Raw genomic sequence first — 12,919 nt, 5'->3', positions numbered from 1 at the left:
CGCTGTACGTGATCTTCGACGCGACCGCCCAGGACCATGCCATCGACCTGAGCCTGAGCAATCTGCAAAACGTCGAAGACGTGCTGCTGCTGAGCAACGGCGCATTCAACCTTACCGGCAATAGCCTGAGCAACACCTTGACCGGGAATGCTGACAACAACATTTTGAACGGCGGCGCAGGTGCGGATTCCCTCACCGGCGGCGCAGGTGCTGACAAGTTCGTGTTCAGCAGCGTCAGCGACATGGGCACCGGTAGCAACCGCGACATCGTTACCGACTTCAGCACCTTGCAGGGCGACAAGATCGATCTGTCGCAGTTCGATGCCAATCTGCAGCTCAACGGCTTCAACGGCTTTACCTTCATCGGTGCAGGCGATTTTACCGGCGCCGGGCAGCTGCGATTCGTTGATCACGTGCTGTCGGGTAACGTCAGCGGCAACGCGGGTGCCGACTTCGAAATCCAACTGGTCGGTGTGAACACCTTTAGCGCCAACGACTTGGTGGCGTGACGGTTTTACTCGCCTGAACAAACAAAACGCCCCGACTGGTTCGGGGCGTTTTGTTTTCTCGGCTCTGCGTTTTTCCTGCTAAACCAACAGCCCCATCTCCTTCGCCCGCGCCACCGCCTGCGTACGCCGTTCAACCCCAAGCTTGCTGTTGATGTGGCTGGCGTGGGTCTTGACCGTGTGCAGCGAGATGAACAGTTGATCGCTGATTTGCTGGTTCGAACAACCTTCGGCAATCAGGCGCAGTACCGCCAGTTCACGGGTGCTGAGCTGTTCTGCCGCCGCACATGACTCCACGACCGGGCGAACGGCCACGATCGGTAAATGCTCGGCAAGGTTTTGTGAAAAAGCGGTCTGGGAACAGAGTTGCAATTGCCCGCGCAGCCACTCCGAATGTCCTGCGAGCAACCCGTCGAAGGGTTGCAATACACCGCCAACCGCTGCTTCCAGCGCCTGGGCCAGTGCCTTGCGGGCCTCGGGCTCCCGTCCGCCGGTCAGCAACAAGGTCACTTTTTGTGTCAGCGCCATAGCACAAAGCAATTGCCGTCCGGTTTGCTGCCCATGTTCAAGCAACGCATTCAACCGCCCTTCGGCGAGCATCGGTTGCCCTTGAATGACTTCCAGCAAGGCCTGCTGTAACTCGATATGCAGCGGCAGCTGTGGATGAAACTCCGGCGGCGCGGCCGCGTGTTCGCCGTTGTAGGTCTGACCCAGACGCGCCAGCCAGGCTTCGGCCAGGTCGGTGCGTCCCTGGGCCAGCCAGAGCTCGCATTTGACCAGTGTGATCATCGCCAGGTAATAAATCGGTGGCACGTCCCAGATGTGCATCAGCCGCTCGGCTTCGGCCAGTTCGGCGAAGGCTTTGGCGAACTCGCCGCTGTTGCCCTCAAGCCGCGCGATCACACAATGGCCGAGCAATACGCTGATATCGCGACAGGCCCGTGCTTCACTCAAACCGGTTTGCAAGCGCACCCGCGCGACTTGTGGTTGCAGGTGCATGGCCAGCAGGAAACCTTCATACATGGTCAGCCGTGCGCGTACGGCATAAAGCCGTTGCGCAGACAGCCCTTGCAAGCGTTGCAGGCCCTGACGGACTTCTTGCAGCGAACGCAGGATTTCCCCGCGCGCCTGCAACACACGGGCGCGGTCGTAATGGGCCAGTGCTTCAAACAATGGATTGCCGACACGCTGCGCCAATTCCAGCGACTCACGGTTCAAATTGCGCGCACGCCACAAATCGCCGTCGGCGATGGCCAGGTTGGACAGGGTCGAGAGGCACATCAAGCGTTGCCCGTAGCGTTTGGCCGGCAGGCTCTGCAGCGCTTCAGTGCAATAAAGAAGCGTCAGATCACGGTTGCCGCGCCCGCGAGCGATGATGCCGCTCAGGGCCAGCCACTGCGCCAGCATCGACTTCTGCGCCGTGGCCGAAGGGGCCGGCAGGAAGCGGCTCAAATGGGCAGCCAGTTCCTCCGCGGCGTCCAGCTGACAGGCCAGCCCCAACGCCCAGCTATAGAGCACGATCAATCGGGGGGTGCTGATCAGCAGGCTGTCGGGCAGGTCCATTTTCCAGCGCAGCAACATGCCGACGTTCTGCTCGGCGAGCAGTTGTTCTTCAGAGAGGTTTTGCACCAGGTTCGCCGCAACGTCCAGATGCCCGGCACGCAACGCTTGCTCCACCGCTTCGTCGAGCAGCCCCTGTGCATTGAACCAGCGACATGCACGCAAATGCAGGCTGGCCGCGGGCACTATCGTCTGCGCGGTGGGCCGGGTGCGCAGCAGGTCGGAAAACAGATGGTGATAGCGGTACCAGTGGCCGTGCTCGTCCAGTGGCACCAGGAACACTTGATGTGCCTGGAGGAAACGCAGGATTTCAGCACTGTCATGAGCTTCGCGAACCGCGTCGCAGAGCTCGCTGCAAAAACGTTCCTGGGGGGCTGTGTCGTAAAGGAACTGTTGCACTTCGGCCGGCAGGCAATCGATGACTTCTTCGAGCAGGTAATCGCGAATCAGTCCTTCCCCGCCGTGCAGCGACTGCGGCAACGCACCTTCTGTGCCCGCCTCGGCGGCTGCCAGCAACCAGAATCGCAGCCCCGCAACCCAGCCTTCACTGCGTTGAATCAGGCTTTCCAGCGCCTCGCCACGCAATGAAGTACTGTGGCGATCAAGCAACGTGAGGGCTTCATCGTGGGTCAGGCGAAGGTCCTGTTCATGCAGTTCGAGCAGTTGGCGCGACAGGCGCAAACGGGCCAGGTGCCAGTCCGGGCGCTGTCGACTGGTGACCATGACCAGCAAGCCATCCGGCAAATGATTGAGGAAAAATTGCAGGCAACGATCGAGCACCGGGCCTTGCGCAAGGTGGTAATCATCGAGCACCAGCAGCAAAGGCGTACTTGGCGACAGGTGAATGGCCAGCTCGTCCAGCAACCCGTCCAGCCATTCTTCAAAAGCGAACGGCTGATGGCGCTGGCGCATTTTCAGCAGTCCCAGCGCCTGGCTGCCCAGTGTCGGAAAGTAATCCTGGAGCCCTTCGAGCAACCGCTCAAGGAAACGCCCCGGGTCGCTATCTCGCGAACTCAACCCCAGCCACAGGCTTTGCCAGGAAGGTGGCAACCCCTGACAGAACTCCACCGCCAAGGAACTCTTGCCAAACCCGGCGGGTGCGCTGACCAGCAACAGCCTGCCACCGAGGCCAGCACTCAGGCGTTCGCACAGACGAGGCCGCAGCACATGGCCGTCGGGCAGCGGAGGCCTGAAAAAGCGCCCGTCCAATGCGGCGACGGAAACGCTTGCGGGGCCCGGGGGTGGGGACAGATCAGTCATGGCCGGCTCTTGTTTGAATTGCGGATGGCGGCGTTGCAGATGTCCGCAGACTAGCGGTAAACGGATAGGGAATGAAGGTTATTGCTACAAATGGCTACAAAAAGTCTACAAGCAGAGAGGTCGGTCAACCCGGCAACCACACCGCCTTTGTGAACTCCAAAAAAAAACGCCCCGAACCAGTCGGGGCGTTTTCGAGGATGCGGCCTCTGTTCAGTACAGGTTAACGAACCCCGTCCTGACGCAGTGCGGCCGGTGTGAAGTCACTGGTGGTGGCGGTGAAGCCGAAGTTATACGCGGACTTCTCTTCGTTCTTCATACCCAGCGCCAGGTAACGGCCCGATTGCAGGTCGTAGAGCACTTCCAAGGCATACCACGGCACTTGTTTGTCGTAGTAGTCTTCGGCATGCGCCTCAGCCACACGCCACAACTGGCCACGACCGTCGTAGTGATCGATCACCGCGGCTTGCCAGGTGTCTTCGTCGATGTAGAAGTCACGCTTGGCGTAGATGTGACGCTGGCCTTCTTTCAAGGTCGCCACCACATGCCAGACCCTACGCAGCTCGTAACGGGTCAGGTCCTGGTTGATGTGACCGGCCTTGATGATGTCGGTGTACTTGAGGTTCGGCGAATCGATTTTGTAGCTGTCGGAAGCGATGTACATCTCTTTCTTGCCTTCGAGCTTCCAGTCGTAGCGATCCGGCGCACCGTTGAACATGTCCAGGTTGTCGGAGGTACGCAGGCCATCCGCCGCAGTACCCGGCCCGTCATAGGACACTTGTGGTGCACGACGCACGCGACGCTGACCGGCGTTGTAGACCCACGCCGAACGCGGTTCCTTCACTTGGTCGAGGGTTTCGTGCACCAGCAGCACACCACCGGCCAGACGTGCCGGCGCGGTCACTTTCTGCTTGAAGTAGAACAGGATGTTGCCCGGGTTTTTCGGGTCGTAGTCCTTCATCTTGTCGCGGAAAACGAACTGATCCTCGAAGTACACCAGGCTGAACGAACCGTTCGGCTGTGGCGTGGCCTGGGTCACCAGACGGGTCACGCTGCCACCGCGATAGCGGGTAATGTGGTTCCAGATGACTTCAACGCCGCTTTTCGGAATCGGAAACGGTACGGCGGTTTCGAAGTTTTCCAGGCCGTTGCCGCCGGACACGAGGGTCGTTGCGGTGGCGTTTTTCTTGATGGCGGCGAACACGTCATCCGGCACGGTGGAGCCGCGATGGGACGGGTAAACCGGCATCTTGTAGGTTTCCGGGTAGCGCTTGAACATCGCGTACTGGCCCGGGGCGAGTTTCTCTTTGTACTGGTCGACGTTCTGCGCGGTGATGGTGAACAGCGGCTTTTCACTGGCGAACGGGTCGGACAGGAAACCCTTGCTGTCAACGGTGCCGGCGTTTTTCGGCATGGGCTTCCAGGCCGGAATCGAACCGTCGGCGTTGCCCGCCATCTCGGCACCCATCGGCGTCAGGCTCTTGCCCAGTTTGTCGGCTTCGGCCGCAGGGACCGCCGCCATTACGCTGCTCGCCAGCAGCGAAAGCCCCAAGACACCGGCGTGGAACAGACTCTTTGTTATTTTCATATGTGTGTTCGTCCTCAAAAAACAGTGCTTAGAAGTTCACGCCGACGCTGAGTGCAACAAAGTCGCGATCATCTACGGTGGTGTACTTGCCGTCGAAGAAGTTGGTGTAGGCCAGGCTTGCGGTGTAGGTGTTCTGGTATTCGGCATCGACGCCCAGGCTCACTGCTTTACGACCTTCTTCGAAGTTGCCGCCAGGGCCAGGCGAGTAACCGTTCACGTCGTGGGACCAGGCCACGTTCGGCTTGAGGTTCACGCCGGCGAACACGTCGTTGTATTCCCAGATCGCACGACCGCGGTAGCCCCACGAAGTCGCCGTGGTGAAGCCGTCGTTATCGCAGTTGCGGCTGCGGTTGTTGGTGGCAGCGCCTGGACCAGCCCCGTTGATGGTGCTGGTGTTGAGTGCAACACAGGTGTCCAGAGCGCCCGAGGCGGGCAGACTACCCGGACCGTAGACCGGATCGCGACCATAACGAACCTCAGAGGTGCTTTCCAGGCCACCGACATGGGTCACGCCCACTTCGCCGACCAGTGTGAGACGACTGGCGCCCATGACTTGATCGAAGAAGTGCGTCAGGGTGGTCTGGAACTGGGTGACCTCTTTACGACGATAACCGTTCAGGTCGGTGCCCGGAGCGGCCGACAGCAACGAAGCGTTGGTCAACGGATTGTTCGGATTGTTGTTGCCCAAAGGACGAATGCCGGCGAACAGAATGTCGGTGGAGTTCAACTGCACCGGTGCGTTCGGACGGTAGCTGATCTCACCGCTCCACGCCGTACCGGTAGGCAGGGTGGTGGAGAAGCTCAAACCGTAGAGGCGAATGTCTTCAGGGTATTCGATGAAGTATTTCGAGTTACCCGCGACCAGCAGCGGACCCAGAGCCTGGAACGCGCCTGGCAATGCCGCCACGCCGTTGTAGACCGATTGTGGCGCACCGGTGGCGCTGAAGATCGGCGCACGGCTGTGGTAGTTCATGAAGTAGGCACCGAACTCGGTGTCCAGCGGGTCGAACATGTACTTGAAGGACGCGCCCCACTGGCCGCTGTCGCGTGCATCACGATCGCCGCCACGCTGGACCAGAACACCTTCTTCGTTGACGTTGACACCGTTGGCTGCCAACGGGCCCAACGCGATGGCTGGAATCGTCGAGCGCTTGTTCAGCACGCGCAGGTTGTTGTTGCAACCGTCGGCGACGATGTCTGGTTGAGAGAAGAACGTGCCGCAGTTGTCGACAACGGTCTGGTCCCATTCCAGCTGGTAGAACGCTTCGGCCGAAAGGTTTTCGGTCAGGCTCTGGGACACATAGAACATGTTGACCGGGATCAGGCCTTCCTTGATCTCGGCACCGGGACGACGGAACGCAGACACGTCAATCGGGTTGATCGAGTTGATGCCGCCGCCGATGAATGTACTTTCACCCCAGCTCACGACCTGCTTGCCCAGACGCACGGAGCCCGGCTCATCGGCAACGGTGTAGTTGTGGTAGATGAAGGCGTCGAGGATTTGCCCGCCGGAGGACTTGGCGCCCTCTTTGCGGCCGTCGTTTTCGACGTTCTTGAATTCCAGGTTGGTATCTTGCAGCGCGAAGTCGTACCAGTATTTGCCCCGGACAAACACGCCGGTGTCGCCGTATTTCAATTCAAGGTCATGGATGCCCTTGAAGATCTTCGAGAACGCTTGCCCGCTCTTGAAGTTCAGGTGACCGTCATCGGAGGTCTGGGACAGGCCATGCCCGCCGTTGTTGACGCCGATCAGGTTCTTGTTCGGCTGTTGGGTCGAGATACTCATACCCAGGGACAGCGACGAGTCGAACTGACCTTCGATTTCACCAACGTTGAAACTGACGCCGAATGCAGGCCCGGCGAGCGAAGAGGCGAGACTGACCGCCAGGGGCAATTTCGCCCGGCGCCAGAACTTGTTTACTGATGTCATCGACGCTACTCCATGTGCATTATTGTTATGGCAGTGAGCACTTCTAAAAACGTTGTGGGTGACGGGGAGCCAAGGCGTCCCGAAGTCACTCCAAAATTGCATCGCCCCGTTTTGTGCGTTTGCTCCGTTCTTAAAAATCCTTGAGCGGACTATAGCCAGCAGGTAGTAGAGCTTGATCCCTCTAAAGTGTGATTTGCAGCTGCCGGCCACTCTGGAACAGTCCTTTCGCCAGTCCGACACATGTCGGCACGGCAAGGATGGCTGAAAATTCGGATTACACAAGCCAAGCGCTTGCTTGGTGGGGCTGGCGTGCCCTTTCGGGCACACCAGAGGACGCTTAAAGCGTCGAGAGGAACGCGCTGTTGTTGGCCTGCCATTCAGTGATGTCGAGGCGGATGCGCTTCTTGTCGAGCTTGCCGACGCTGGTCTTGGGAATTTCAGTAACAAGGGCAATCTGGCTAGGAATGGCCCACTTGCTCAGGTGCCCCAATTCCACGAACGGCTTGAGGTGTTCCTTGAGTTCCCGGGCCCCGATCTCATGCCCTTCGCGAAGCACCAGCAGGGCGAACGGGCGCTCGCCCCACTGCGGATCGGCGATGCCCACCACTGCTACTTCGCGTACCGAAACGTGGCGACTGATCAAGTCTTCGAGGTCCAGGGACGAGATCCACTCGCCACCGGTCTTGATCACGTCCTTGATGCGGTCTCGAATGTCGATCACGCCCATGGCATCCAGCGTCGCCACGTCGCCGGTATGCAGCCAGCCTCCGGCCCAGAGCTCGGCGCCCTTCTGCGGTTCGTTGAAATAGCCTTCGGTGAGCCATGGCGCACGCAGCACGAGCTCGCCCTGGGTCTCGCCATCGGCGGGCAGGAAATTGCCGTCGGTGTCGACGATCGCCGCTTCCACCAAGGGCCCCGGCACGCCGGCCTTGATGCGATAGGTGGTGCGTTCGTCTTCGCTGCCGGCCATCAACTCATCATTGAGGTGAGCACACGACACCAGCGGCCCGGTTTCCGACATGCCGTAAGCCGCGGTCAACTGGATGCCCTTGCTCTTGGCCGCTTCGTACAGCGTACGGTTGAGCGCACTGCCGCCGATGACGATTTTCCAGCCGCCGAAATCCGTGCCTTGCGCCGCTTTGGCGTTGAGGATCATTTGCAGAATGGTCGGTACGCAATGGGAAAAGGTGACCTTCTCCTTGTGCCACAGCTCCACCAGGTATTCCGGGTCGTAGCGGCCGGGATACACCTGCTTGAGCCCGAGCATGGTCGCCACATACGGCAAGCCCCAGGCATGCACATGGAACATCGGGGTGATCGGCATGTACACGTCGCTGGTGCCCAGCAGGCGCACGCTGTCGATGGAGCCCATGATGGTCGACACGCCCATGGTGTGCAGGACCAGTTGCCGGTGGGTGAAATACACACCTTTGGGGTTGCCGGTGGTACCGGTGGTGTAGAACGTGGTCGCGACGGAGTTTTCGTCGAAGTCCTGGAAGTCGTATTGCGCACTGGCAGCCGCCAGCAGTTGCTCGTACTCGCCGATCAGGTTCGGCAGGTCGGCGGTTTTCTCCGGCAGATCAGTCAGCAGCAGGGTTTTCTCGACCGTGGTCAAGTGCCCGGCAATCGCCTGGTAAAGCCCCACGAACTCGCTGTTGACCAGTACAAAGCGATCCTCGGCGTGGTTCATGGTGTAGAGGATCTGTTCCGGCGACAGGCGCACGTTGATCGTGTGGATTACCGCGCCGATCATCGGGATGGCGAACATGCATTCCAGGTAGCGATGGCTGTCCCAGTCCATCACCGCCACCGTATCCCCGGCCTTGACCCCGGCGGCCGTCAGCACGTTGGCCAGCCGCGCGACCCGTTCGATCAGGGTCGGATAGCTGTAGCGCAACTGGTCGCGGTAAATGATCTCGCGGGTTTTCTCATAACGAGCGCCGGACATCAGCAGCCGCTTGATCAGCAGCGGATACTGGTAAGCGCCTTCGGCTGGGGGGATAACGCGAGTCTGCAACATATGAATCCCTTTTCTGGCTGCACGGTGTTGGCTGAATAAAAGCACTTTAGTGCCCTTCAATGTCAGCCAAATCAGCCAAAGGAATGATTTGCAGAGCCGTACAAATGCTAGCTTTGCGCCAGCATTTGCAGGATGTCGAGGATCAGCCCGCTATCAATGCATCTCGGTGAACGCGAGTTTCACGCCGATGGCGATCAGCACCACGCCCATGGTGCGGTCGAACCAGTGGCCCATGCGGGCGAAACCGGCGCGCACACGCTGTTGGCTGAACAGCCGCGCCACCAGGCAAAACCACAGCGCCGTCGCCGCCGCGAGATAGACCCCGTAACCGGCTTGCACCGCCAACGGCGTATGCGGGTTGATCACCACGGTGAACAACGACAGGAAGAACAGCGTGGCTTTCGGGTTCAGGCCGTTGGTCACAAAACCGGAGGTGAACGCGCCCCGGGCGGTGCGCTCGCCGGTTTCCTTGTGCAAGTTGTCATCGACAGCCTTGGCCGGTTGCGCGCGCAGGGCCTTGTAGCCGATGTACAGCAGGTACGCGGCGGCGGCCCATTTCAGCGCGTTGAACAGTACGATCGACTGGGACACGATCAGGCCGATGCCCAGCAGCGAATAGCCGACGTGCAGGAAAATGGCGGTGCCGACGCCCAGCGCCGTCCAGGTGCCGGCGCGCCGACCGTGGGTCACGCTTTCACGCACCACCACGGCAAAGTCCGGGCCGGGACTGGCCACGGCGAGCAAGTGAATCAGGGCAACGGTCAAGAACTCTGTCCAGTACATGGGGGCTCCTTTGGGGCAGATCGGTCGAAAAGAAAAATGTCAGGCTGACAACATCCCTGTAGTAGCTGGCGAAGCCTGCGTTCGGCTGCACAGCCGTCGTGAAATCAGGCACCGCGCTCTTACAGAAAGTCCGCATGTTCCGGGTTTACGACTGCTGCGCAGCCGAACGCAGGCTTCGCCAGCTGCTACGGGGGGGCGGTGCTTCATCGCATAGCGCGTCAACTTCGCCACTTGGTGCACTGCGTAACCATTTGTTTCATCTGATAGGCTCGGCAGATTACGCCTTCAGTTCAATGCACAAAAGGTACAGTTGATGACGAACTCTCGCCGCGCCGTTTTCCTCGACCACCCGTCCCTGGACCTTGGCGACCTCGACCTCAACCCGTTGCGTGATTGCTTCGACGACTTGCAGCTGTTCGCGCAGACCCTGCCAGATCAAGTGATCGAACGCCTCAAGGGCGCCACGGTGGCCATCAGCAACAAGATCCTGATCAACGCCGACGCCATCGCCGCCAGCCCCGACCTGAAGCTGATCCTGATCACCGCCACCGGCACCAACAACGTCGATCTCGCGGCCGCCCGCGCCCATGGCGTTACCGTTTGCAACTGCCAGGGTTACGGCACGCCGTCGGTGGCGCAGCACACGATCATGTTGCTGCTTAACCTGGCGACGCGCTTGGCCGATTATCAAAAAGCCGTGGGTGAAGGTCGCTGGCAGCAGGCGAAACAGTTCTGTCTGCTCGATTACCCGATCGTCGAACTGGAAGGCAAAACCCTCGGATTACTCGGCCATGGCGAACTCGGCGGCGCCGTCGCACGACTGGCCGAAGCATTCGGCATGCGCGTGCTGCTGGGTCAGATCCCGGGGCGCCCTGCCCGGCCGGATCGTTTGCCGCTGGATCAACTGTTGCCGCAGATCGACGCCCTCACCCTGCACTGCCCGCTCAACGAACACACCCGCCACTTCATCGGCGCCCGTGAACTGGCCTCGATGAAACCCGGCGCCTTCGTGGTCAATACCGCGCGCGGTGGTTTGATCGATGAGCAGGCGCTGGCCGATGCCCTGCGCAACGGTCATCTGGGCGGCGCGGCCACCGACGTACTGAGCGTAGAGCCACCGACGGCGGGCAATCCTTTGCTGGCTGATGACATCCCGCGCTTGATCGTCACCCCGCACAACGCCTGGGGCAGTCGCGAAGCACGACAGCGAATCGTCGGGCAGTTGACCGAAAACGCGCAGGCTTTCTTCAGCGGTACAGCGCTGCGGGTCGTCAGTTGATAAACTGCCGCACTTTTTTTCAAGGAGCAGAGTATGGATCCGCGCAGTGAAGTACTGCTTCGTCAGCCCGAGTTATTCCAGGGTTCGGTGTTGTTGGCCGGTTTGCCCGCCGACGATCTGCTGGGCCGACTGCCCGCTGCCCATGGTTGGTGCTGGCACGCCGGCGACCAGGCCGCGCTGGACGCCCGTTTCGCCGAGCGCAGCCATTTTGGTGTGAACGCCCCCGAGCGTGCGTTTGAAACCGCCGTGGTGTTTTTGCCCAAGTCCAAGGACCTGACCGATTACATCCTCAACGCCCTCGCCTCGCGCCTGGCCGGCCGTGAACTGTATCTGGTCGGTGAAAAACGCAGCGGCATCGAAGGCGCCGCCAAACAACTGAACCCGTTCGGCAAGCCGCGCAAACTCGACAGCGCCCGTCATTGCCAGCTCTGGCTGGTCACCGTGGCCAACGCGCCAGAAGCCAAGTCGCTGGAAAGCCTGGCGCAGACCTATGAACTGCCACTGGCTGAAGGGCCATTGAAAGTCATCAGCCTGCCGGGCGTGTTCAGCCACGGTCGGCTGGATCGCGGCAGCGCACTGCTGCTGGAGCATCTGGACAAGCTGCCGAGCGGCCACTTGCTGGACTTCGGTTGCGGCGCGGGCGTGTTGGGCGCGGCGGTGAAGCGTCGTTATCCGCACAATCAGGTGACCTTGCTCGACGTCGATGCGTTTGCCGCGGCCAGCAGTCGCCTGACCCTGGCGGCCAATGGTCTGGAAGCTGAGGTGATTACCGGCGACGGGATCGACGCTGCACCGATGGGTTTGAGTGCGATTTTGAGCAACCCGCCGTTCCATGTCGGGGTCCATACCGATTACTTCGCTACAGAGAACTTGCTGCGAAAAGCGGCCAAACATCTGAAAAACGGCGGCGAGCTGCGGCTGGTCGCCAACAGCTTCCTGAAGTACCAACCACTGATCGAAGAGCACCTCGGCGTGTGTGCAATCAAGGCCGAGGGACAGGGTTTCCGAATCTACCGGGCCAAACGCGGCTGACAAATAAGTGCTTGCCTAACGGATTTTGCCTAGGCAGAATCCGCTCCGTCCTAGGGGAGTAGTCTCCCACGAGCGCCATGCTCGTCCGGCATACGTCAACATACTTGGTCCTCAGACCATGGCGTATGCGACCCAAGCGTCCGCATCAGACGGTACGCAGGGTTTGACAAGACCTATGACACGAACACCTTACCCGGGGCGGGAAGGCTGTACGTGTCATAGCCGTGTCGACCCGCCCCTTAGGAAAAACCCTGATGATGCTGGATTCACTTCTCGTTCCGACCGCAATCGTTGCCTTGGCCGAAATCGGCGACAAGACGCAACTGCTCGCGCTCATTCTCGCTGCCCGCTTCCGCAAGCCATGGCCAATCATCGCCGGTATCGTCGCCGCGACCCTGGCCAACCACGCCGCCGCCGGTGCCGTCGGTGCCTGGTTCGGCAGCTTCTTCTCGAATGCGACATTGCACTGGATCCTGGCCGCCAGCTTCACCGCGACCGCGTTGTGGACCCTGGTGCCGGACAAGATGGACGACGACGTCAGCACCGCGCGCAAGTTCGGGCCTTTCCTGACCACGCTGATTGCGTTTTTCCTGGCGGAAATGGGTGACAAGACCCAGGTCGCCACCGTGATGCTGGCGGCGCAATACCCGGATCTGTGGCTGGTCATCATCGGCACCACTGCGGGCATGTTGATTGCCAACGTGCCGGTGGTGCTGGCCGGTAACTTTGCGGCGGACAAATTGCCATTGACCCTGATCCGTCGATTGGCGGCGTCGGCGTTCTTCATCCTGGCGATTGTTGCGGTGTACAAGGCGATGCAGAGCAGCGGTTGGGTTTAACCCGGCAAGTCGGTAGACCGCGATATCGTTCGTCATCGGAGCGCCGCCCGGAGCCGGCTCACTCCTAATAGGGTTAGTGTCGATCACAAAACCAATGTAGGAGTGAGCCGGCTCGCGATGAGGCC

The 12,919-nt window shown here is 60.4% G+C and carries 8 protein-coding genes, 1 pseudogene and 1 riboswitch; of the genes and pseudogenes, 4 read left to right on the top strand and 5 right to left on the bottom strand.

The annotated features are described in order from the left end of the window. A pseudogene (locus tag D882_RS1000000132935) lies at positions 1–509 on the top strand (metalloprotease); the annotation flags it as partial. A gap of 78 nt (positions 510–587) precedes the next feature. Here D882_RS1000000132935 and D882_RS0126245 read toward each other — a convergent pair. The 5 genes from D882_RS0126245 to D882_RS0126225 all read right to left on the bottom strand — a co-directional run bounded on the left by D882_RS0126245 (position 588) and on the right by D882_RS0126225 (position 9,644). After that, on the bottom strand, positions 588–3,326 hold the full coding sequence (locus D882_RS0126245) for a LuxR C-terminal-related transcriptional regulator (protein WP_027925995.1): 2,739 nt from the start codon (positions 3,324–3,326) through the stop codon (positions 588–590). A 220-nt stretch (positions 3,327–3,546) separates the two neighbouring features. After that, positions 3,547–4,911, bottom strand: coding sequence for a DUF1329 domain-containing protein (locus D882_RS0126240; RefSeq protein WP_027925994.1), 1,365 nt, complete (start codon positions 4,909–4,911; stop codon positions 3,547–3,549). Between the two features lie 28 nt (positions 4,912–4,939). Further along, entirely contained in the window at positions 4,940–6,841 is a 1,902-nt protein-coding gene (locus tag D882_RS0126235) for a DUF1302 domain-containing protein (RefSeq protein ID WP_027925993.1), read from the bottom strand. A 337-nt stretch (positions 6,842–7,178) separates the two neighbouring features. Beyond that, positions 7,179–8,861, bottom strand: coding sequence for a fatty acid--CoA ligase (locus D882_RS0126230; protein WP_027925992.1), 1,683 nt, complete (start codon positions 8,859–8,861; stop codon positions 7,179–7,181). 153 nt (positions 8,862–9,014) lie between these two features. Then, the gene (locus D882_RS0126225) at positions 9,015–9,644 is read right to left on the bottom strand and encodes a LysE family translocator (RefSeq protein ID WP_027925991.1); all 630 of its coding nucleotides are present in this window, start codon (positions 9,642–9,644) and stop codon (positions 9,015–9,017) included. 313 nt (positions 9,645–9,957) lie between these two features. On the opposite strand from D882_RS0126225, the gene D882_RS0126220 reads away from it, so the two are divergent. The 3 genes from D882_RS0126220 (at position 9,958) to D882_RS0126210 (ending at position 12,794) form a co-directional block, all read left to right on the top strand. After that, positions 9,958–10,923, top strand: coding sequence for a 2-hydroxyacid dehydrogenase (locus D882_RS0126220; RefSeq protein WP_027925990.1), 966 nt, complete (start codon positions 9,958–9,960; stop codon positions 10,921–10,923). A 33-nt stretch (positions 10,924–10,956) separates the two neighbouring features. Further along, positions 10,957–11,955: a class I SAM-dependent methyltransferase gene (locus D882_RS0126215; protein WP_027925989.1), complete on the top strand. Its 999-nt coding sequence runs from the start codon at positions 10,957–10,959 to the stop codon at positions 11,953–11,955. A gap of 41 nt (positions 11,956–11,996) precedes the next feature. Continuing rightward, positions 11,997–12,119: riboswitch (yybP-ykoY riboswitch) on the top strand. Between the two features lie 93 nt (positions 12,120–12,212). After that, positions 12,213–12,794 (top strand): TMEM165/GDT1 family protein, encoded by a 582-nt coding sequence (locus D882_RS0126210; protein WP_027925988.1) that lies wholly within the window; start codon positions 12,213–12,215, stop codon positions 12,792–12,794. Positions 12,795–12,919: the final 125 nt, after the last annotated feature.

This window comes from Pseudomonas sp. URMO17WK12:I12 (assembly GCF_000514395.1).
GTDB lineage: Bacteria > Pseudomonadota > Gammaproteobacteria > Pseudomonadales > Pseudomonadaceae > Aquipseudomonas > Aquipseudomonas mucoides.
The sequence above is the reverse complement of the archived record's forward strand: the minus strand, read 5'-3'. Positions and strand labels throughout refer to the sequence as shown.

Excerpts from the sequence above, each read along its gene's own strand:
- D882_RS0126245 (WP_027925995.1), bottom strand. The coding sequence starts at position 3,326 with ATGACTGATCTGTCCCCACCCCCGGGCCCCGCAAGCGTTTCCGTCGCC.
- D882_RS0126240 (WP_027925994.1), bottom strand. The coding sequence starts at position 4,911 with ATGAAAATAACAAAGAGTCTGTTCCACGCCGGTGTCTTGGGGCTTTCG.
- D882_RS0126235 (WP_027925993.1), bottom strand. The coding sequence starts at position 6,841 with ATGACATCAGTAAACAAGTTCTGGCGCCGGGCGAAATTGCCCCTGGCG.
- D882_RS0126230 (WP_027925992.1), bottom strand. The coding sequence starts at position 8,861 with ATGTTGCAGACTCGCGTTATCCCCCCAGCCGAAGGCGCTTACCAGTAT.
- D882_RS0126225 (WP_027925991.1), bottom strand. The coding sequence starts at position 9,644 with ATGTACTGGACAGAGTTCTTGACCGTTGCCCTGATTCACTTGCTCGCC.
- D882_RS0126220 (WP_027925990.1), top strand. The coding sequence starts at position 9,958 with ATGACGAACTCTCGCCGCGCCGTTTTCCTCGACCACCCGTCCCTGGAC.
- D882_RS0126215 (WP_027925989.1), top strand. The coding sequence starts at position 10,957 with ATGGATCCGCGCAGTGAAGTACTGCTTCGTCAGCCCGAGTTATTCCAG.
- D882_RS0126210 (WP_027925988.1), top strand. The coding sequence starts at position 12,213 with ATGCTGGATTCACTTCTCGTTCCGACCGCAATCGTTGCCTTGGCCGAA.